The 20,929-nt window shown below is 61.2% G+C and carries 23 protein-coding genes; 8 read left to right on the forward strand and 15 right to left on the reverse strand.

Going from position 1 to position 20,929, the window contains the following annotated elements; translation table 11 throughout:
- The first annotated feature begins 9 nt into the window (after positions 1-9).
- Entirely contained in the window at positions 10-1,359 is a 1,350-nt protein-coding gene (accC, locus tag ACZ52D_RS00735) for an acetyl-CoA carboxylase biotin carboxylase subunit (RefSeq protein WP_222453744.1), read from the forward strand.
- 79 nt (positions 1,360-1,438) lie between these two features.
- On the forward strand, positions 1,439-2,071 hold the full coding sequence (aat, locus tag ACZ52D_RS00740; protein WP_464442167.1) for a leucyl/phenylalanyl-tRNA--protein transferase: 633 nt from the start codon (positions 1,439-1,441) through the stop codon (positions 2,069-2,071).
- Here aat and ACZ52D_RS00745 read toward each other — a convergent pair.
- The 6 genes from ACZ52D_RS00745 to ACZ52D_RS00770 all read right to left on the reverse strand — a co-directional run bounded on the left by ACZ52D_RS00745 (position 2,035) and on the right by ACZ52D_RS00770 (position 5,902).
- Positions 2,035-2,430, reverse strand: a complete 396-nt coding sequence (locus ACZ52D_RS00745; RefSeq protein ID WP_464443148.1) for a DUF2155 domain-containing protein — start codon at positions 2,428-2,430, stop codon at positions 2,035-2,037. The two genes, aat and ACZ52D_RS00745, sit on opposite strands and share 37 nt — an antisense overlap.
- Positions 2,427-2,876, reverse strand: coding sequence for an outer membrane lipid asymmetry maintenance protein MlaD (gene mlaD, locus ACZ52D_RS00750; protein ID WP_417475204.1), 450 nt, complete (start codon positions 2,874-2,876; stop codon positions 2,427-2,429). The genes ACZ52D_RS00745 and mlaD overlap by 4 nt, the downstream gene beginning before the upstream one ends.
- A gap of 24 nt (positions 2,877-2,900) precedes the next feature.
- Complete coding sequence (locus tag ACZ52D_RS00755; RefSeq protein WP_222453748.1) at positions 2,901-3,287, reverse strand: NADH:ubiquinone oxidoreductase subunit NDUFA12; 387 nt, start codon at positions 3,285-3,287, stop codon at positions 2,901-2,903.
- Positions 3,288-3,428: 141 nt separating this feature from the next.
- Positions 3,429-3,788 (reverse strand): RidA family protein, encoded by a 360-nt coding sequence (locus ACZ52D_RS00760; protein WP_222453749.1) that lies wholly within the window; start codon positions 3,786-3,788, stop codon positions 3,429-3,431.
- 66 nt (positions 3,789-3,854) lie between these two features.
- Positions 3,855-5,123: an ATP-dependent Clp protease ATP-binding subunit ClpX gene (gene clpX / locus ACZ52D_RS00765; protein ID WP_222453750.1), complete on the reverse strand. Its 1,269-nt coding sequence runs from the start codon at positions 5,121-5,123 to the stop codon at positions 3,855-3,857.
- A gap of 146 nt (positions 5,124-5,269) precedes the next feature.
- Positions 5,270-5,902, reverse strand: a complete 633-nt coding sequence (locus ACZ52D_RS00770; protein WP_369927362.1) for an ATP-dependent Clp protease proteolytic subunit — start codon at positions 5,900-5,902, stop codon at positions 5,270-5,272.
- A gap of 254 nt (positions 5,903-6,156) precedes the next feature.
- Between ACZ52D_RS00770 and ACZ52D_RS00775 the strand changes: the two genes are divergently transcribed.
- Entirely contained in the window at positions 6,157-7,164 is a 1,008-nt protein-coding gene (locus ACZ52D_RS00775) for a GlxA family transcriptional regulator (RefSeq protein ID WP_222453751.1), read from the forward strand.
- 115 nt (positions 7,165-7,279) lie between these two features.
- Complete coding sequence (locus ACZ52D_RS00780) at positions 7,280-8,776, forward strand: hypothetical protein (protein ID WP_464442171.1); 1,497 nt, start codon at positions 7,280-7,282, stop codon at positions 8,774-8,776.
- Here the strand turns inward: ACZ52D_RS00780 and ACZ52D_RS00785 are convergent.
- From ACZ52D_RS00785 to ACZ52D_RS00825, 9 genes are all read right to left on the reverse strand, one after another.
- Positions 8,757-9,812 carry a c-type cytochrome gene (locus ACZ52D_RS00785; protein WP_464442173.1) on the reverse strand — a complete coding sequence of 352 codons (1,056 nt, stop codon included), beginning with the start codon at positions 9,810-9,812 and terminating at the stop codon, positions 8,757-8,759. The genes ACZ52D_RS00780 and ACZ52D_RS00785 overlap by 20 nt on opposite strands.
- Positions 9,796-11,067 (reverse strand): sulfite dehydrogenase, encoded by a 1,272-nt coding sequence (gene soxC, locus ACZ52D_RS00790; protein ID WP_464442175.1) that lies wholly within the window; start codon positions 11,065-11,067, stop codon positions 9,796-9,798. The genes ACZ52D_RS00785 and soxC overlap by 17 nt, the downstream gene beginning before the upstream one ends.
- Positions 11,068-11,177: 110 nt before the next feature.
- The gene (soxB, locus tag ACZ52D_RS00795; RefSeq protein ID WP_464443149.1) at positions 11,178-12,875 is read right to left on the reverse strand and encodes a thiosulfohydrolase SoxB; all 1,698 of its coding nucleotides are present in this window, start codon (positions 12,873-12,875) and stop codon (positions 11,178-11,180) included.
- Between the two features lie 99 nt (positions 12,876-12,974).
- Positions 12,975-13,823 (reverse strand): sulfur oxidation c-type cytochrome SoxA, encoded by an 849-nt coding sequence (soxA, locus tag ACZ52D_RS00800; RefSeq protein ID WP_464442176.1) that lies wholly within the window; start codon positions 13,821-13,823, stop codon positions 12,975-12,977.
- A gap of 76 nt (positions 13,824-13,899) precedes the next feature.
- Positions 13,900-14,229 (reverse strand): thiosulfate oxidation carrier complex protein SoxZ, encoded by a 330-nt coding sequence (soxZ, locus tag ACZ52D_RS00805; RefSeq protein WP_222453757.1) that lies wholly within the window; start codon positions 14,227-14,229, stop codon positions 13,900-13,902.
- A 42-nt stretch (positions 14,230-14,271) separates the two neighbouring features.
- On the reverse strand, positions 14,272-14,688 hold the full coding sequence (soxY, locus tag ACZ52D_RS00810) for a thiosulfate oxidation carrier protein SoxY (RefSeq protein WP_369927375.1): 417 nt from the start codon (positions 14,686-14,688) through the stop codon (positions 14,272-14,274).
- A 57-nt stretch (positions 14,689-14,745) separates the two neighbouring features.
- Complete coding sequence (gene soxX, locus ACZ52D_RS00815) at positions 14,746-15,258, reverse strand: sulfur oxidation c-type cytochrome SoxX (protein ID WP_464442179.1); 513 nt, start codon at positions 15,256-15,258, stop codon at positions 14,746-14,748.
- Positions 15,259-15,387: 129 nt separating this feature from the next.
- Positions 15,388-15,969, reverse strand: coding sequence for a thioredoxin family protein (locus tag ACZ52D_RS00820; RefSeq protein ID WP_464442181.1), 582 nt, complete (start codon positions 15,967-15,969; stop codon positions 15,388-15,390).
- A 19-nt stretch (positions 15,970-15,988) separates the two neighbouring features.
- Positions 15,989-16,726: a cytochrome c biogenesis CcdA family protein gene (locus tag ACZ52D_RS00825; protein WP_464442183.1), complete on the reverse strand. Its 738-nt coding sequence runs from the start codon at positions 16,724-16,726 to the stop codon at positions 15,989-15,991.
- A 117-nt stretch (positions 16,727-16,843) separates the two neighbouring features.
- Here ACZ52D_RS00825 and ACZ52D_RS00830 point away from each other — a divergent pair, with 117 nt between their 5' ends.
- From ACZ52D_RS00830 to ACZ52D_RS00845, 4 genes are all read left to right on the forward strand, one after another.
- Positions 16,844-17,227 (forward strand): hypothetical protein, encoded by a 384-nt coding sequence (locus ACZ52D_RS00830; RefSeq protein WP_464442185.1) that lies wholly within the window; start codon positions 16,844-16,846, stop codon positions 17,225-17,227.
- Positions 17,228-17,281: 54 nt separating this feature from the next.
- On the forward strand, positions 17,282-17,620 hold the full coding sequence (locus ACZ52D_RS00835; RefSeq protein WP_222453763.1) for an ArsR/SmtB family transcription factor: 339 nt from the start codon (positions 17,282-17,284) through the stop codon (positions 17,618-17,620).
- An 18-nt stretch (positions 17,621-17,638) separates the two neighbouring features.
- On the forward strand, positions 17,639-18,697 hold the full coding sequence (locus ACZ52D_RS00840) for a YeeE/YedE family protein (protein WP_464442187.1): 1,059 nt from the start codon (positions 17,639-17,641) through the stop codon (positions 18,695-18,697).
- Positions 18,698-18,833: 136 nt separating this feature from the next.
- Positions 18,834-20,867, forward strand: a complete 2,034-nt coding sequence (locus ACZ52D_RS00845; protein WP_464442189.1) for a PhoX family protein — start codon at positions 18,834-18,836, stop codon at positions 20,865-20,867.
- Positions 20,868-20,929: the final 62 nt, after the last annotated feature.

Genomic DNA, 20,929 nt, shown 5'->3' on the forward strand with positions numbered 1-20,929 from the left:
GGATCTGCCATGTTTGACAAGATCCTGATTGCCAACCGTGGCGAGATCGCCCTGCGCGTGATCCGTGCCTGCCGGGAAATGGGCATCAAGTCGGTCGCGGTGCACTCCACCGCTGACGCGGACGCAATGCACGTACGCATGGCAGACGAATCCGTCTGCATCGGCCCGCCGTCCGGCGCGCAAAGCTACCTGTCGATCCCGGCCATCATCTCGGCCTGCGAGATCACCGGTGCCCAGGCGATTCACCCGGGCTATGGCTTCCTGTCGGAAAACGCCAACTTCGTGCAGATCATCGAAGACCACGGGCTGACCTTCATCGGCCCCTCGGCCGAGCATATCCGCATCATGGGTGACAAGATCACCGCCAAGGAAACCGCCAAGAAGCTCGGCATCCCGGTGGTGCCCGGCTCCGAGGGCGGCGTGCCCGACCTGGCCACCGCCAAGAAGGTGGCGGCCGACATGGGCTATCCCGTCATCATCAAGGCAACCGCCGGCGGTGGTGGTCGCGGGATGAAAGTGGCTCTGAACGAAAAAGAGCTGGAGATGGCCTTCTCCACCGCCCGCTCCGAAGCCAAGGCGGCCTTTGGCAATGACGAAGTCTACATGGAGAAATACCTCCAAAAACCGCGTCATATCGAAGTGCAGGTTTTCGGTGACGGCAAGGGCACCGGCCTTCACCTGGCGGAACGGGACTGCTCGCTGCAGCGCCGCCACCAGAAGGTGTTCGAGGAAGCCCCCGGCCCATGCATCACCCCCGAAGAACGGGCCCGCATCGGCAAGATCTGCGCCGACGCGATCGGCAAGATGGGGTACTCCGGCGCTGGCACCGTGGAATTCCTCTATGAAGACGGCGAGTTCTATTTCATCGAAATGAACACCCGCCTTCAGGTCGAACACCCGGTCACCGAAGCCATCTTTGGCGTCGACCTGGTCCGTGAGCAGATCCGGGTGGCCGAAGGCCTGCCGCTGTCGTTCACACAGGACGAACTGGAGATCAACGGCCACGCCATCGAGGTCCGGATCAACGCCGAGAAACTGCCGAACTTTGCCCCTTGCCCGGGCAAGATCACCGCGTTCCATGCGCCGGGTGGTCTGGGCGTGCGGATGGATTCGGCGCTCTATGACGGCTACTCGATCCCGCCCTATTACGACTCGCTGATCGGCAAGCTGATCGTGCACGGTCGTGACCGGGCCGAGGCGCTGGCACGTCTGCACCGCGCCCTGGGTGAGCTGATCATCGACGGCATCGACACCACCGTGCCCCTGTTCCACGCGCTGCTGCAGGAGGAGGACATCCACAGCGGCGACTACGGCATTCACTGGCTGGAACGGTGGCTGGAAGAAAACCGTCCGGGCTAAGACCAACATAGACGGGGCGCACCACTGGCTGCGCCCCGTTTTACTTTTTCGCCCAAATCTGTCCTATACTCCCACTATCATGAGCCTGACCGCGGATCTTTTGCTGCACGCCTATTCAGCCGGGGTGTTCCCCATGGCCGAGCACCGTGACGACCCCGAAGTGTTCTGGGTCGATCCCAAACGGCGCGGGGTGTTGCCATTGGATGCGTTTCACATCTCGCGCTCGCTCGCCAAACGCATCCGCAACGGCGGCTTCGACGTGACCGTGAACCGGGCTTTCGCCGCCGTGGTGGATGGCTGCGCAGACCGTGCCGAAACCTGGATCAATGATGAAATCCGCGCCCGCTACCAGGAACTGCACCAGTTGGGCAACGCCCATTCCCTAGAGATCTGGAAGGATGGCGAACTGGTCGGCGGCACCTATGGCGTGTCTTTGGGCGGTGCCTTTTTCGGCGAAAGCATGTTTTCGCGCTGCCGGGATGCGTCCAAGGTCGCTTTGGCCTACCTCACCGACAGGTTGCGGCAGGCTGGCTATGTGCTGTGTGACACCCAGTTCCTGACACCGCATCTGGCGTCGTTGGGGGGTGTCGAGATTACCCGCGCCCGCTATCGCGCACAACTGCGTGAAGCGCTACAGGTCGAGGCAGACTTCACCCGCCCGCCTATTCCCAGCCCTCAGCTGTTATTGCAGCGGATGACCCAAACGTCATAGCGGCTGTGATCCAGCGCGTTCAACGCCGGGCTGGATGCGATCATCCACCCTTCGAAATGGGATGTGCCATCTTCGGGGTCATGCACGCTCAGGAAGGCATAGGCATCACCGGTTGGGTTGTCGGCGGGGTAGCGGCAATCCCGCACTGACACCAGCAGCCCAAACATGGCCGCCTTGTCCCCAACAGCGACTTCGGCGTCAATGGTGTGACCGTTGACCTTGTCCAGTGCACGCAGCACCGCCGCTGTGCCCGGCTTGGCGGTCTCACCCTGTTTTGCCTGCTCCTGAGCGTGACCAGACTGCCCTGTAAGGGGCAGCGCAAACGCGACAGCGGTCAAAAGCGCGGCCACACGCATCAGGAATCGTCCCCGCCTGCGACGAATTTCACCAGCAGCGAGATGAGACTGACCGCCCCTTGGGTGTCGACGATCTCATCCCCCGCCTCCAGGGCAAAGGGGGACCCGCCCGGCATGATTTCCACGAAGTTGCCCCCGAGAAGCCCCTCCGAGGAGATCACAACCGAACTGTCATCCGGGATCTGGATGCCCTCTTTCACCGAAAAAACGGTGTCGGCGCGGAAGGTTTCAGGGTTGAGTTCCACCCCGGTCACGGTGCCGATCTTGACACCGGCAAGGCGGACGTCGGTGCCGATGCTGACCCCTTCCAGAGAACGGAAAGACGCACTCAGATCGTAGGACGCGCCGCCCTGGGCGAGGCCCGCGGCTTGACCGGCATAAACGGCGAAAGCCACGGCAGCGGCCAGCACGATCCCGCCGGCGAAAACTTCGGTTGGATTATGGGACATTCTTATCGGCCTTCTGGCGATGGTTTACTCGGGCACCCAAGCCTCGTAGTCACGGCGCTCTTTCGGCTCTCCGCCTGCGCGGATCGATCCGGCGGGCGCATAGGCCAACATTGTGCCGGTCAGGTTTTCCTGATGGGGCTTTTCCCAAGGCTTGTGCTTCAACGGTTTCTCGCTAGGCACCTCGTCGAACGTACGATGCAGCCAGCCATGCCAATCTGGGCTGACCCGGGAGGCTTCCGCTTCGCCGTTGAAAATCACCCAGCGCTTGCTGTCATCGGCGTTGCGATAGAACACGTTGCCCTGATCATCCTCGCCCACCTTGATCCCCTTGCGGGCGGTAAAAATCGCGGTGTTGAGCGTGCTGCCGTTCCACCAGGTCACGGCGCGCAGAAGAGTGTTCAGGATTCCCATGGATGCCTCCGGATTTATCCGCAACCGATATGACCCAATTTCCCGCCAAGGTCCAGTGGCTTGGCCTCTGCAAGCCGTTTGGACGGCGGGAATTGGCAGTTTTGCCCCACAAGGGTTTCCGCCAGCCTAATGCTGGACTGATCAGGCCGGAGCCAGTGCCGTGACCTCGATCTCGATCCGGTACTTCGGATCAATCAGATTGCATTCGATCATCGTCGCCGCGGGCGGGTTGGCGCCAAAGGTTTCCGCCAATACCGGCCAGCACGGCTCGAACTCGGCCGCGTCCGGCAGGTAATAGTTCACCCGCACGACATCCGCAAAGGTGGCTCCGGCTTCCTCCAGTGCGGCTCCAATCGTCTGCAGTGCCGATCGGCACTGTTCGACCACGTTATCGCCCTGCCCAACGGTTCCCGCGACATGGACAAAACCGCCCGCCACAACCGCGCGGCAGTACCCGATTTTGGCCTCGAATTCACCGCCCGATGAAATCCGTCTGATCATCTCGAAATCCTTCAAAAGAAAACGGCGCGGAAGGCCCCGCGCCGCTATATCGGTAATCTTCGTAGGTTATCCCGCCGAGGCCGGCTCTTTCTCGGCATCGGCGTGGATCATCAGCGGCTGCGCATCGGAGGTCACGGCCTCCTCGTTGACGACAACCTTGGTGACACTGTCCATGCCCGGAAGTTCGAACATGGTATCCAGCAGGATGTCCTCCATGATCGAGCGCAGGCCACGCGCGCCGGTTTTGCGCTCGATCGCCTTGCGGGCAATCGCTTTCAGCGCTTCTTCGGTAAAGTCCAGTTCGGTGTCTTCCAGCTCGAACAGGCGCTGGTACTGCTTCACCAGGGCGTTCTTCGGCTGGGTCAGGATGATGACAAGCGCATCCTCGTCCAGATCTTCCAGCGTCGCCAGAACCGGCAAGCGGCCGACGAATTCCGGAATAAGGCCGAACTTCAGCAAGTCTTCCGGCTCCAGATCCTGGAAGATCTCGCCAACACCACGCTCGTCATTGTCACGCACATCGGCGCCAAAGCCCATTGCGGAGCCCTTGCCACGCTGCGCGATAATCTTGTCGAGGCCGGCGAACGCACCGCCACAGATGAACAGGATGTTGGTCGTATCCACCTGCAGGAACTCCTGCTGAGGATGCTTGCGCCCGCCCTGCGGCGGCACCGAGGCGACCGTGCCCTCCATCAACTTCAAGAGCGCCTGCTGCACACCCTCGCCCGACACGTCGCGGGTGATCGAGGGGTTTTCCGACTTGCGGGTGATCTTGTCGACCTCGTCGATGTAGACGATGCCGCGCTGCGCCCGTTCGACGTTGTATTCCGACGCCTGCAAGAGCTTCAGAATGATGTTCTCGACATCCTCGCCCACGTAACCCGCTTCGGTCAGCGTGGTCGCGTCGGCCATGGTGAAGGGCACGTCCAGAATCCGCGCCAGCGTCTGCGCCAGCAACGTCTTGCCGCAGCCGGTGGGGCCGATCAGCAGGATGTTCGACTTCGCCAGTTCGATGTCTGATCCTGCCTTCTGGGCGTGGTTCAGACGTTTGTAGTGATTGTGCACCGCAACGGACAGCACCCGCTTGGCGGTGGCCTGGCCGATCACGTAGTCATCCAGAACCTGGCAGATGTCCTTGGGCGTGGGCACGCCGTCGGTCGCCTTCAGGCCAGAGGCCTTGGTCTCTTCCCGGATGATGTCCATGCACAGCTCAACGCATTCATCACAGATGAACACTGTGGGGCCTGCGATCAGCTTGCGCACTTCATGCTGGCTCTTGCCGCAGAAGCTGCAATAGAGGGTGTTCTTGCTGTCGCCGCCTGAATTCGTTGCCATGATCTACCTTTCAGTCCGCTCGGTCTTTGGTGTCCGCAAGGCGGAGCAATCCTACTTTGTGCCAGCTTATGCCACTGCTCAACCCGCCACAATGTGAAAGTGCGCCCCGGTCCGAACCGGGGCACCGGTTGTGCCAAGCAGCGACGTCAGCCCTGCTCGTCATCGCCCTTGGCGCGGTTTTCGACGATTTCGTCAATCAGGCCGAATTCCTTGGCTTCCTCGGGCGACATGAAGTTGTCGCGTTCCAGCGCATTCACGATGCTGTCGTAGTCCTGGCCGGTGTGCTTCACATAGATCTCGTTGAGGCGCTTTTTAAGCTTCAGCGTTTCCTCTGCGTGGATCATGATGTCGGTCGCCTGCCCCTGGAAGCCACCGGACGGCTGGTGAACCATCACACGCGAGTTCGGCAGCGAAAAGCGCATGCCCGGCTCCCCCGCGGTCAGCAGAAGCGAGCCCATCGACGCTGCCTGGCCGATCACCAGGGTGGAAACCTTGGGCTTGATGTACTGCATCGTATCATAGATCGACAGGCCCGAGGTCACCACACCGCCGGGGCTGTTAATGTACATCGAGATTTCCTTGGACGGGTTTTCCGCCTCAAGGTGCAGCAGCTGCGCCACGATCAGGGAGCTCATCCCGTCGTGCACCGGACCATTCAGGAAAATGATCCGCTCCTTCAACAGGCGGGAAAAGATGTCGTATGCGCGCTCGCCCCGGCTGGTCTGCTCAACCACCATCGGGACCAGGGTATTCATGTATGTTTCTCTGGGATCAATCATTTCGACCTGCCTGCGTTGTTTATGTCCGGTACCATACCCGACACAGTGTTACCTGAGTCTTAGTCGCGCCCCTTTTGGGCTGCAAGAGGCGGCAGTGATTTTCGCAACGGCGCAAAGCTGCAACAGGTGTCGCAATCTGCCAGAACGCTGTCGCAATTCTTGGGCTTGAGAGAGGCATGGCATCTTAGGAAACGACTAAGAAGTCTGCAACTTGCCGGGCCCGCTACGCCCCGGCTTTCGCATTGGGAAACGTCATGACCGATGACAGCTTTGTACAGAAAGGGGCGGCAGCCAATCTGGCCATCCCCTTTGATGGCGCGCCAAAGGATTTCTACTTCCTGCTGCTGCCCAAAGCGACAATGCTACCGGTGGCTGCGGCCATCGAACCCCTGCGCATTGCCAATCAGGTTACCGGCACCCGGCTTTATCGCTGGTTCATCATGACCGAGGATGGGCATCCCGTCAGGTGTTCCAACGGCATGGTGGTGACCCCCGACATGCCGCTTCAGCCGCTGCCCGCGGAGTCGATGGGCTTTGTCTGCGCAGGCGTCGAACCGCAGAATGCAGCCAGTGAAGTCACCCTGAACTGGCTGCGCCGCGAAAGCCGCTTTGGCCGCGCCATTGGCGGCGTCTGCACCGGCGCATTCGCGCTGGCTCAGGCCGGTCTGATCAAGGAGCACAAGTTTACGCTGCATTGGGAGAACCAGCCGGGATTTCTGGAAAGCTATCCGAATCTCACCCCCTCTCCCAACATCTTCGAGATCTCGGGGCCGTTGATGACTTGCGGAGGCGGCAATGCCGCGACCGACATGATGCTGCACCTGATCGAGGAGCACCACGGCAAGCAACTGGCAATCATCGTGGCCGACATGTGCCTGCACGTGCGTTCCGGAGGTCAGGCTGCGCCGCAGAAATCGAACTATGCCGTCGCCATCGGCAGCCGCAACCAGAGATTGCTGAACGCCCTCCAGCTGATGCAGGAATCGATAGAAGAACCGTTGTCGATCGGTGAACTCTGCGACCGGCTCGACATCTCGCGCCGCCAGTTGGAACGGCTGTTCTCTCGCTATCTGAACCAAAGCCCGATGCACGTCTATTTCGACATGCGGCTGAGCCACGCCTTTGCGCTGATGAACGAAACCTCCATGAGCGTGACAGAAATCGCGCTGGCCTCGGGCTTCAACTCCGCGACGCATTTTTCGCGCCAGTTCAAACGCAAATTCGGCGCCAGCCCGCATTTCTTCCGCAAAGGCTGGAGCTGATCACGGCAGAAACCGAAAGCTTCAGGATTTGCTGCGGAAGCCTTATCACTGCCGTATTCCTGCGCGAACATCCTTGGCACGACTTTCTTTTCGGTTGCTGCCAAGACCTGCCTTTATGTTTGCAAAATTTTCCCCTTTGGGCCCGAAAACTTCCGTTGCTCCACATCGTCAAGCCTTCGTGATTGCGTTTGCCGTTGCCGGGCCGCTTCTGTTGGCCCTGTCAGCGGGCAACCTCCTGGATCCCATTCTCCGCTACGACGACTACCCGGCCTTGCTGGCACAGCCTGACGGATTTTGGGACAAGACCCTGACCGAAGGCCGCTGGCTGAACTACCTGTGGCACTTGCGCGGGCTGGTGACGCCTGCTGGCCTGAATTTTGCCCTCTACCAATTGCTTTGGGCAACAACCGCAGCCGCGCTGGCAGCTGCTGCGGCAGGCGCATATGAGCGGCGCTGGTTCACCGTGGTTCTGGCTTTGGCATTGCTGCCGACACCGCCGGTCTTTCTCATGGCACCCTGGGCCAGCACCGTCATTCCCGGCTTGGCGGTTCTGGCGCTTTATGCGTGGCTGGCCCTGCGGCTGTCTCAAAAGCACATGCGACTATTGCTGCCACCTTTCACGCTGCTCGCGTTTACTGCCTATACGACCTTTCCCATCATCATCCTGATCATCTGCGCTGTCGCGACCCGCAGGCGGTCGCTGCGTGATTTGACCAGCCTTGTCCTGCTATTTGCAGCCAGCCTCGCCGCCAGTCTGGTACTGGTCTATACGCTAAACTGGCTGGTTCACGGGATCTTCGGAATTCAACTGGACCCGCGCCGAAGCGCGGACCCAGCACAGGGACTGTCCGAAATGGCCGCCCATCTGCCACTCCTGCGTGAGACCTTCGCAGTGTTCCTTCAAAAGATGAGCTTCCAATCAGAGCTGGTGCTGGCGTTCCATATAGGACTTCTGGCTGTGTCGACTGTGGTGGTCGCGTATAGGAAACCGCTGGAGGCAATCTACCTCTGGACTGTCATGGCGCTGGGCCTCGCGCTCATGGCACTGCAGGTACTGAAACTCGGTTTTACTATCCCGGCCAGAGCCTTTCATTTTGCCTGGATCCTCTATGCCGTGCTTATCGTCCGGTCTGCCCAGGAGTTGAGCCAATCCAGCAACCTGGCTGGACGACTGGCGCGCAATGCAGTGCTTCTTGTGGCCGCAAGCTATCTGGTTCAGACAGCGGTGCAATTCACCCAGTTTCGCCCATGGCAATCCGAAACCAGGATCATCGCGCGACACGTTCAGGATCTGCCGGGCCTCGTGCTGATCAGCGGCGATGTCCGCAATTTCCCCAGCGCCCGCAAGGCAGGGGTCCATGAGGCCAGCAGCCTTGCCAGTCGACTGAACCTTCTGACCCAGCGCGACGTGATCCTCTGCGAGGACCACCCATTCAGGCAACCGCCCCCGTCGGTCTGCGACACTCTACCGGCCCATCTGCGCCAGCCAAAGCCAGAAGCCGAGCCCAGCTGGCGTATCGAGCCCTTCGCCGGAGGTCATGTGATCTTGTTCCCTCCGGCGCAAGGTCACGCTGTAACCCATCCGGCAATATCTAGTCGGACTGCGCCTTGAGATAAGCAATCACGGCGGCGATATCCTCGGCCTTTCGCAGCCCGGCAAATGACATCTTGGTGCCTTTCAGAAATGCCTTCGGCTTGGCCAGAAAGGTGCCGAGTGTCTCCTCGTCCCAAACCAGGCCATCAGCCGCAGCCGCCGACATCGCTTTGGAATACCGGAACCCCTCTACTTGCGCGACCGGCGCACCTACCACGTTATTCAGGGCCGGTCCGCTGCGGGATTGCGCCCCTTTGCCGACCTGGTGGCACGCCTTGCACTTGCGAAACACTTTTTCGCCTGCAGCAACCAGCTCTGGATCCGGCACCGGTTCCAGCGCTTTTGCCACATCACTTTGCTGGGTCACTGCCGTTTCAGGCTGGGCAGCAGCCGCTGTCTCAGGGGTCACGTCCAGTGTCCGCGCACGCATGGTGATCTCCACCGTGGTCTTGCAATTCTCCATGCAGGGCGAGTCAGTCCAGAAATGCCGCTCGACCTCCTGCCGGTCATCCACGACGAACCCCTCCCGGTTCGGCATGCGGACCTCCAGGATATTCTGGTCCGTCAGGGTAAAATCGTCGTCCACCAGGTCATTGGAATAGAGAATATAGGCGGTTACCGCGTAGACCTCATCCGCCGACAACGTCTGCGCCGCGCCAAACGGCATCGAGCGGTTGATGTAATCCCAAACCGAAGTCGCATGCGGCCAGTAGCTGCCGACAGTCTTGACCGGATCGTCATGATCCAGCGTGTCCCAGCCACCCGCAAGCTTCGGCCAATTTCCGACGCCCTCAGCGAAATCGCCATGACAGGCGGCACATTTTTCCGCGAAAATCTCTTCACCTGTCAGGACATCGCCCGATCCCTCCGGCAAGCCACTGCCATCGGGTGGGACGTCCACATCCCAGGCCGCGATTTCCTCGGGCAATGCGGGGCGGCCCAGGCCGAATTTTCCGGCTGACGCGGGCAAAGCCGCCAGGCAAACCAGCGTTGCGGTCACTGCGATGTATCGTCCGGCCTTCAGATCCGGGCGCGCCTCAAGAAACCTCGACATTCTCCGCCTCCCCGTTTGCCTTCACCCACCAGGTCTGGATGGCATTGTTGTGATAGATCGAATTCAGACCCCGGACCTCGCGCAGCTGCGCCTTGGTGGGCTGCACATAACCGCTGGTGTCCCTCGCCCGGCTTTGCAGCAGCATTTCCGCGCCGTCCCAATTGATGTCGAGGTAAAACCGTGTCAGCGCCTTGTCGGCGCCCGGAGCCGACAGCCGCGCCTGCTGCCAAGTCTTGCCGCCATCCAGCGACACATCAACGCCGCTGATTGCGCCGCGTCCCGACCATGCAAGACCGGTGATCACCAACGGCCCCTTGCCATGCGTGACCGGCGCCTGTGGGCTGGGGCTGGTGATGACGGATTTGGCGTCCATCTCCCAGGTCCATTTGCGGCTGATGCCATTGGCCAGCGTATCGGTGTATTTCGAGGTCTCCTCGCGGCTTTCCACCGGCTGGTCCATCACCTCGACCCGGCGCAGCCACTTGACCCACAGGTTGCCCTCCCAACCCGGCACCACCAGCCGCACCGGGTAGCCGTGTTCCTTGCGCAACGCTTCGCCGTTGGCCTTGAAGGCGACCAGCACATCGTCCATCGCCTTCTCAAGCGGGATCGAACGGCCGTTGGAGGAGGCATCCGCCCCCTCGACATAGACCCATTTGCCCGCCGGGCTGACTCCCGCCTCTTCCAGCAGCGTCCGAAGCGGCACGCCGGAGTATTCCATGTTGTGGATCATGCCGTGGGTGAACTGCGCGCCGTTCAGCTGGGCGCCAGCCCATTCCATCCCGGAATTCGCCGCGCATTCGCAGAAATATACCCGGTTTTCGCGCGGAAAACGTTCAAGATCCGCGTAGGTGAAGACCAGTGGCGTATCCACCAGCCCGTTGATCATCAACCGGTAGTCTTCCTTTCGCAGTTCGATCGCACCCGAATGATGCCGCTCAAACGCGCAACCCTGCGGCGTGATGGTGCCGTCCAGCGCATGGATCGGCGTGAAATTGATTGAGCTGATGGTGTCCGCCGTCAGCCACTCCACATTGCGGCGCACCACGTCGCTCTCGTATTCGATCGGCAACCCGTAGGGAGTGACGTCGACGCCATCGCCCAGACCACTGGCCCAGTCCTGCACCTCCGTAATCAGCGGATCGGGTGCGGCGGCGCGACTCGCCCCGGCAGCCATCGCCCCGGCCCCGGCTGCCGCCGCCCCGGTCAAAAACTGGCGGCGCGAGGGCGCTATGCCCTTGGCATCATCACTCATCTTGCTTGCCTCCTCACATAGATAAATTCACGTTCATGAATTCAACTGCGCAAAATTTTTTCATTGAGCGCCGGGACGGCTCCTTGCCGCCCCGGCGCCAGCGGGTACCTTCAGACGCCCGCCACCTGAACCGAGGTATTCGGGGCCAGGCTGACGGTTCCCAGCTTGCGAATGTGGTCCTCCACCACATCCCAGATCATCGGACCTTCGGTGCCCTCGTTGACGCTGGCCCAGCCAGAGACCACGTAGGATTTCGATGGATCGATCAACTCGCCGGTGCGCAGCAGGGTCATCTCGCTGATGCGTTCACCTTGCGGCTTGCTGATGTCGATGCGGTAGCCCATGCCGCCGATCCGCACCATGTCACCGCCCTGCTGGTAATAGGGGTCGGGGTTGAAGATGTTGTCAGCCACGTCTTCAAGAATGACCTTGATAAATTCCCCGGTCATCTCGGACCGGTAGGCAGCGCCATAGGACATCGAGGTGACGTTCCAGATATCCTCGCGGGTGATGTCATCGCCCGGCACCAGAGACGGCCCCCAACGCACCCCCGGCGACATGGCGATATCCGCCTCCCGCTCGCTCAGCAGCGCGTCGCAGATCAGGTCGTCCCAGGTGCCGTTAAAGTTGCCGCGCCGGTACAGCAGTGTATCCGTCTGGCCGATCACCTCCGCCAGCTGGTCCTTGAAGGGCGCGCGCTCCGCCTCGATCAGCTGCGTAACCGCCGGGTCCGGTGCAATCACGTCCGAGAACACCGGGATCAGCTTGTGCCGCAGCCCCATCAGCTGGCCGTCGCGCACATCCAGATCGACGCGGGAGACGAATTTCCCGTTGGAGCCAGACGCGATGATATGCGTCTTGCCCACCAGAACCGGCTCCGGCAGCGCATCGTGGGTGTGGCCCGACAGGATCACGTCGATGCCCTGCACCTTGCCTGCCATCTTCTTGTCGACGTCAAAGCCGTTGTGGCTGAGCACCACGACCAGATCGGCACCGGCTGCGCGGACCTCGTCCACCATGGCCTGCATGTTCTCGTCCCGGATGCCATAGGAATATTCCGGGAACATCCAGCCAGGGTTGGCAATCGGCATGTAAGGGAAAGCCTGGCCGATCACCGCCACCTTGGCGCCGCCGCGTTCAAAGAACTTATAGGGCTTGAACAGCTCGGCCGGTTCGTCCCATTCGGCATCAAAGATGTTCTGACCAAGCGCCGCAAAGGGCAGGCTTTCGACGATTTCCTGCACGCGTTCCGATCCGAGCGTGAACTCCCAATGGAAGGTCATCGCATCCGGCTTCAGCGCGTTCATCACGTTGACCATGTCCTGGCCCGCCGTGTGGTGGCAGGTGTAGGATCCGTGCCAGGTGTCACCGCCATCAAACAGCAACGCATCAGGGCGGTCGGCGCGTATAGCGTTGATGATCGTCGCAACCCGATCCAGCCCACCAACCCGGCCATAGGCCTGCGCCAGCGCGGAAAAATCATCATGGGTCAGCGCATAGGCCGACGGGCTACCATCGGCGATGCCATAGGCCTTGCGGAAATCGGCACCGGTGATGTGCGGCACATGCCCCTTGTTGGCGCCCACCCCGATATTCACCGAAGGTTCGCGGAAATAGATCGGCTTCAGTTGACCGTGGATATCGGTCACATGGATCAGGCTGATGTTGCCGTAGGTGTCGAACTCCAGCAGTTGATCCTGCGATAGCGACTGCTGAGCCGCCAGACGCGCCCAGTTGCCAAAGCCTGACACCCCCACCAATGCGGAGGCCGCCATTGAAACCTGAAGAAAATCGCGGCGCGAGATCATCGGTACCCTCATCCTCTATGCAAGCGCTACACATTCACGCGAACGAATGTTTAAAGAAAGACAAGCCCCGCGCCCTGGTTCAGGCGCGGGGCAAGTAAGTCAGTTGCGAACGGAGGGTGCTTCGACCGACAGCCCGTTTCCACGCGAAGCAACATACAGCTCCAACGCTACGAACTCCTCGGAACCCGGCGCATAGGTTTCAGCGCGGGTATCGCGCACGCACCCTTTGAAGCGCGCATGTGCCGTGTTCAGCTTTGTGTTCTTCAAGCGATAAACAGGGAAGCCGTTGATCTGGCCCTGGCTCAGATGGTCAGCGCGGATCATGTTGCCATAGTTGTCCTCGTGGCAGTTCGCGCAGGACAACTCCAACTGGCCGGTGCGGGTGTAATACATCTCGCGGCCCTTCTCCCAGACCGATTGGGCGGGACCATCAATCGCCACATTCACCGGCAGCCCGCGCGATTGCACCGAGATAAGCGCCTCCATCGCTGCCATCTTGCCGCCGGTGTATTTCCACGGCTCGGCCCCCATTTGGGTTTCGCGACAGTCATTGATCTGCATGTTCAAAGTGCGAACTTCACCGGCGGTCTCGTTCCACTTGGGATAGACCGCACGCACACCCGCCATGCTCTCCTCAACGTCACCATGGCAGCCAGCGCAAGACTTGCCCTTGGAGCCCTCAACCGTTTCCCAGGTCTCAAGCGCCTGATCCACGAACACCATGGCCGGGTTCTCGAAATCGTCCATCTGCAGCGCCTGCGTCTCATCCGAACGGAAATGCCAACCAGACATTATCTCATCCATGACATCCGACAGATGCTCCGGAGCCGCTGTTTTCGTCACCATTTCGATCTCGTCGTTCACCACGAGCGTGTCGTCATCAGGGCCAGCGCCCGCGGCGAAAGGCAGCGCCAGCGCGGCGGCGGCTGCAATTACCTGTCTCTTCATTCCTTGTCCTCCCGTGGGTGCCTGCCCTGCCCGGCCAAGCCCCGGCCAGTGCGCGTGCCTGAAGATCCGGACCGGATCAGGAAACGGCGATCTTCTTGCTTGTGTCATAGACCGAGCCGTCATCGTCGTACCAGGTGAAGACAAACTCACCCGACTCGGACACCACGGCATCGAACTGGAAGTAAGGGTTGGTCGAGATCGCAGGCTCCATCGCAACGTCCACCACCATTTCGCCGTTGAAGGCACAGGTGAAGCGGTTGATGATCGAACGCGGGATGGTGTTGCCATCCTTGTCCTTGCGCTGGCCGCTTTCCATCTTGTGACTGATCAGGGTCTTGATCGTGACCGTCTCGCCGGCGGCAGCTGTTTTCGGGACCTTGACGCGGGGTTTAACACCGGATGCCATGTCTTTGTTTCTCCTTCATAATACCGATTGGAGCGAGGCTATTTAGCCGCCGCAACCGCCGATCGTGACCTTGATCGTGGCACTGGTCTTGGCAAAGCTGCCATCGGCCAGCTTGGCGACCGCCACAACGTCCTGCGTGCCAGCCAAGCGGATCCGCGTGGACGCCGCCTGCTGCGCCGCTGCAGGGCCAAATTTGAAAGTTGCAACGCCCGGCTCGGGGTTCCCGGTCGCCAGAAGCATGATGGCAGTGGCCCCCGGTGCCTCAACCGAGATCGGTACGGTGTTGCCGTTCTCGGCGATTTCCGGTGCGTTCAGCGTGATGCCGGCATCCGCCATCTCAGCTCCACCGGTGAATTCGGCGATCCGGTCTTCAGCTTTTGCGTTCACGCGGAACGGCAGCACGGTTACCATGGCGGCGCCTAGGCCCAGGGCCAAGGTCTCACGGCGTGAGAACTCCATCTTATTTCTCCTTTGATTGTCCCGCGGTCGGTCAGCGGCTTGGAACCGCAACCAGCGTCATTCTTCCTTCAGGGTCTCCAGAAAGGCGACCACATCCTCGATTTCCTGTGCCGTCAGGATAGGCGGAAGCGGTTCCGTCCCGGCTTTCCCGGTGTAGGCATCGCCGGGGCGGATGAAGCCCTCGACCTTGTAAAATGCGGGCATCATCGTGCCCTCGAACGTCTTCTTGGCATTGGCCACAAGACCGCGCAGCTCGGCCGTTGTCCAGCGGTCTCCGGCGCCATCCAGCGAGGGGCCGATTTCGCCGTGGAACGGCACATCCGCCAACGCGCTTACCTGATGGCACGCAACACAGTTGCCCTTGGACTTGCTACCGGCAATCACCGCGCCCGCTTCTGCGTCGCCCGGCACGCCGGTCAGCGAAGTTTCCACTTCGCCGTATTCCCCGTATTGCACCGCGTTCGTCGCGACCTCCTCCGCCTGAGCCGCGGTCCCGGCCAGCGCCAGACCTGCGCCCATAGTTGCGGCCAGACCGGCGGCCTGCGCCAGTGTCACAGTTAGATGCTTCATGTGTCCTCCCGTTGGCTGCCGCACGCGCTTGGCGGCTTGGCTAGCTGCGGACCAGCCTAGGCGGCGGCCCGGGCAATACGCAACAACAAATTCAATCATGTGAATTTTTCCAAAAGCTGCGCCGACCCCCTAGTCCGTCGACCCATTGTTGCGCTCGCGGATGCGGCGCGCGTGGTAGCGCTGGAAATCTTCCTCATTGTCAAGCGCATAGCGCTTTTCATTGACCCATGTAAACATGTCCATCGTGGTTCCCGGTCCAAAAGCGCCGGGCATCACCGCCACTGCGGCCTGTGGGGCCGTTTTACCTTCCTCCACCTCTTCCGGCAGGAAAAGAATCGTCGGCGTGAACAGCAAACCCCACTTTCGGGCCATGTCTTTCTCTGCCAGAACCTCGCCGTCGAAATCGGTCACTTCGATGTCACCGTGCAGGTTCAGCTGCACAACAAAGAAGTTTTCAGCGATGTATTCGCTGATGTCCGGCCGCGACAGCACCTCTTCGTGCATCTGGGTGCAATAGATGCAGCCGCGCTGCTCAAAAATCAGCGCCAGCCGTTTGCCCTCATCGTTGGCTTCCTGCAGGTCTTCGCGCAGATCCTTGAAGGTGTCGCGCATCCAGGGCGCCTTGTGCAGACCGTCATCGCCCAGCTCAGCAGCGGCAAGCGGCGTCGCAACGGCCAACGCCACGACAAATTTTGCAAAGTATTTCAGCATGCTATCCTCCAAACCTCAGTCAACCTATTGTGCTGAACGCGGGCATCCAGCGGATCATCGCCTCGGCAATCAGCCGCACGCCGCCGGTTGCGATCAGCACCGCGAATACCACCAGCATCGCGCCCATGCCCTTTTCCACCCACGCAAAAGCCGCGCGGTGGCGCGCCACCCAGGCCAGGAACGGCCGCGCAAACAGCGCCGCAACCACGAAAGGCGCGGTCATGCCCAGCCCGTAGACCAGCAGCAGCACCCCGCCGCGCCAGATGTCCCCCATGCCCGAGGCAATCATCAGGATCGAAGCCAGCGCCGGCCCCACGCAGGGAGTCCAGCCAAAGCCGAAGGCGAGCCCCATCAGATAGGCTCCCAGCACCGTTGACGGCTCGGCACGGCTTTCCATCCGCGCCTCACGGTAGAGCAGCGGGATTTTCACGACCCCCAGGAAATGCAGCCCAAACAGCAGCAGCAGCGCGGCCGCGCCATAGGACAGGATGTCCAAGTACTGCCCGAACAGCTGCCCCAGCGCAGTTGCACCCATTCCCATCAGCATGAACACCGTCGTCACCCCGGCGGCGAAACAGACCGCCGAAATCAGCAACCGCCGCTGCGCGCCCGGCGCAATCGCGCCATTTCCGCGCAGTTCGGTCATGGACAGCCCCCCCATGTAAGACAGGTAGAACGGCACCATTGGCAAAATGCAGGGCGTGAAAAAGCTCAGCAGCCCAGCCGCCAGCGCACCAAACAGGGTTATTTCCAGCATCCCGTTCCCGCCCTTCGTTTGCCGCGCCCACAGGGTCGTCAACGGGTCCGGCTTGTATCATTCACATATTCGAATTACGTTGAATCTCAACGAACCGTCAACAGATGGATGACACGGATGCGGCGCTTTCGGCAACTGCTGACCCTGGCAGCCCTGACTCTGGCGCCCCTGCCCGCGCTGGCGGCTGAACTGGTCATGGTCGAACAAACAGGCTGCGAATGGTGCGCGCGCTGGGACGCCGAGATCGCACCGATTTACCCGAAGACAGCCGAGGGGCGCTTTGCGCCGCTGCGGCGGGTGGACCTGCAAGACATGCCACCGAACCTGCAACTGCGTCGCCGTGTCCTTTTCACTCCCACGTTTCTTCTGGTCGAAAACGGGCAGGAAATGGCCCGACTGGAAGGATATCCGGGAGAAGACTTTTTCTGGCCCCTTTGGGCCGATCTGCTCACCGACCACACAGACTTTGCCGACACCGCGCAATCATCAGACGGCAGCTGAGCGCGCTGTCGATTTCGCAAACGGTAACAGGCGCGGAACCGCCAGGAGACAAAAATGCCCCTACCGCAGTTTTCTGCTGACATGGAGCCCGAGGACATGGACCGCATGGTCAGCAATGCCGCGAAGGCGTCGAATTTCCTCAAGGCGATCAGCCACGAAGGGCGGCTGATGATCCTGTGCCACCTGGTCTCCGGCGAAAAATCCGTGACCGAGCTGGAAGAGCTTTTATCGGCACGCCAAGCCGCTGTTTCCCAGCAACTGTCGCGCTTGCGTCTCGAAGGGCTGGTGATCCCGAGACGCGAAGGCAAGGCGATCTACTACCGACTGGCCGATGACAAGCCGCGCCGCATACTTGAAGTTGTCTATGACCTCTTCTGCAAGGACGGCAGCTGATGCCCCCCGACACGAAACATGCTTGAGCTTTTGACAGAACACCAGCTCGCAGCCTTGATCGGGCTGTTTGGCGGTATTCTGTTGGGGCTGGCCGCCCGGCTGGGTCGCTTCTGTACATTGGGCGCCATAGAAGATGTCCTCTATGGCGGATCCTCGTTGCGGTTGCGAATGTGGGGCATAGCCATCGGTGTTTCGGTCATTTCCACATTCGCGCTGGCCGCCGCCGGTTTGGTCGAGATGAAAGCCTCCCTCTACCTTTCGACCCGCTGGATGCCGATGGCCTCGATCCTGGGCGGGCTGATGTTCGGCTACGGGATGGCTTTGAGCGGCAACTGCGGCTACGGCGCGATTGCACGGCTGGGAGGGGGCGACCTGCGCAGTTTCGTGATCGTGCTGGTAATGGGAATTTCCACCTACGTGGTGCTGGCAGGACCGTTGGCACCGCTTCGGCATTGGCTGTTCCCCCAAGAGGACGTGACGACGGAGCTGCCGCCTGGACTGGCCCAGATGGTCGCCGCCGGAACCGGCGTGCCGCCAACGGCAATTGGCCTCGGGTTTGGGGCGGTGATCCTGCTCGCCTCGCTCTGGGGCGGCGGCATCCGGAGGGACCCCCGCGCCTTGATGTGGGCCGCGATTGTGGGGTTTGCCATCACGTCCGGCTGGCTTGGCAGCAGCTTTCTTGCGACGACTGGCTTTGACGCCCTGCCCGTGGTCTCACACTCCTTTTCCGCCCCATTGGGAGAGAGCATCCTCTGGTGGATGACCGGCAGCCTGCGACCCGTGTCGTTTGCCGTCGGTTCTGTCGGCGGCGTGTGGTGCGGCGCTTTTCTGGGCTCATTGATCAAGGGACATTTTCGCTGGGAGGCCTGCGAAGACCCGCGCGAATTGCGCCGCCAGATCATCGGAGCCGCCATCATGGGGGCTGGCGCCGTGATTGCGATGGGCTGTACGGTCGGCCAGGGGCTCAGCGCGTTTTCTCTCTTGTCACTCTCGGCCCCGGTGACCACTGCCGCGATCTTTGTCGGCGCCGCACTGGGATTGCGCCAGTTGATCGTTGGCTTTCGCCCCGCAGCCTGATCGCCCCGCAATTATGATAATTTTATTATTTTTCATGGTGTTTCAAACAGCTGTTACAGAACCATCCATGATGCAGGCGATCCGCAGCTGAACAGCCTTGGCTGCGCCAACCGAGCGACAGAATTTGGAGCCAGACATGGACCGCAAACAGATCATCAATGATCCGCAGACCGGTAACAAGGGCGAAGCCTTCGAAGCCTATGACGACATTCCTGCCAATCCCAATCTGCAGCGCACGATAGGCGACGTCATTGCCGCCCGGTATGGTCGCCGGGAACTGCTGAAAGGCATCCTTGGCGTCTCCGCAACCACCGCGCTGTTTGGTGCGACCGCGCTCAGCGCCCCGCGCCCAAGCGCGGCTGCCGTGTCGCCCGAACAGGGGCGCTACAACTTTGCGGAGCTGCAATGGGGCAACGACGAAACCCACCACGTCGCCGACGGCTATGACGCTGACATTCTGCTGCGCTGGGGCGATCCGATTACCGCCGACGCCCCCGAATTCGACGTCATGAACCAAAGCGCCGAAGCCCAGTTGAAGCAATTTGGCTACAACAATGACTACGTCGGCTTCGTGCCACTGAACGAGGACGGCAGCCGCGGCCTGCTGTGCGTCAACCACGAATACACCAACGAAGAGGTCATGTTCCCGGGCCTTGGCCGTCAGGACCGCGCGGATTTCGCCGGTATGACCCGCGAACTGGTGGACACCGAAATGGCTGCCCACGGTGGCTCCGTCGTAGAGATTGCCCGAGGTAACGATGGAAAGTGGCAAGTGGTGCGCGATGGCAAAATGAACCGGCGCATCTCGCCGCTGCACACGGAGATGACCATCGACGGTCCGGCTGCCGGACATCCGCGGATGCAGACCAGCGCCGACCCCACCGGCACCCGCGTGATCGGCACGCTCAACAACTGCGCCGGCGGGATGACCCCATGGGGCACCTGGCTGATGGCCGAGGAGAACTTCCACGGCTACTTCTGGACCGACAAACTGGACGAAGACGGCAAGCCGGATCTCTCCGAGCAGGCGGAAGCGGAACAAATGAAGCGTTACGGTGCACCGGGGCGCTGGTACGCCTGGGGCAAGTATCATGATCGCTTCAATATCGACAAGGAACCCAACGAGCTGAACCGCTTTGGTTGGGTGGTCGAAGTTGACCCGTGCAATCCTGACGCCACACCTGTGAAGCATACCGCCTTGGGCCGCTTCCGCCACGAAGGCGCGGAAACCACCGTCTCCAGCTCTGGGCGCCTCGTGGTGTACATGGGCGATGATGCGCGTTTTGATTACCAGTATAAATATGTCTCCGACGGCGTGGTCTCCGAAGATCCCGCAGCCAACGCCCGACTGCTCAGTGAAGGTACGCTTTACGTGGCGCGGTTCGACGAGGACGGCTCGCTGACCTGGCTGCCGCTGGTGCATGGCGAGGGACCGCTGACAGCGGAAAACGGCTTTGCCAGCCAGGCGGACGTGTTGATCGACACCCGGCTGGCAGCGGATGCGCTTGGCGCAACCCCAATGGACCGCCCGGAGGACGCACAGCCGCGCGGTGACGGCATGGCCTACGTGATGTTGACGAACAATACCCGCCGCGGGGCGGATCAGGTCGATGCGGCCAATCCACGTGCCGAATCCAGCTTTGGTCACATCATCGAGATCAAGGAAGCCGGGGGTGATCATGCCGCAACCCACGGTCACTGGTCCATTCTCGTGAAATGCGGTGACCCGGCCTTGGCCGAGGTCGGCGCCGAATGGAACCCGGAGACCTCTGAAAACGGCTGGTTCGGCTCTCCGGACAATTGCGCCTTTGACGCCGAGGGTCGCCTGTGGGTCTCAACCGACCAGGGCAGCGGCTGGGGCAAGACGGGCAAGTCCGATGGGCTTTATGGTGTCGAAACCGAGGGGGAACTGCGGGGGCATTCCAAGCTGTTTTTCCGCTGCCCGGTCGGCGGAGAGCTGTGCGGCCCCTACTTCACGCCGGACAACGAAACCCTGTTCCTCGCGGTCCAACACCCGGGCACCGATGGAACCAAGGCTCTGAAGGGGTTCGAGCGCGCGTCGACGTTTGAAGATCCGGCCACCCGCTGGCCAGATTTCGATCCGAAGATGCCGCCGCGCCCATCGGTCGTCGTGGTCACCCGCCAGGGCGGTGGCAAGATTGCGGTATAACCGCCACCTACCATGACAAAAGCCTGCGCGCGCCTCGAAGGGCGCGCGCTTTTCGTCCATCC

It is taken from the genome of Leisingera sp. S2M4 (genome assembly GCF_055398055.1).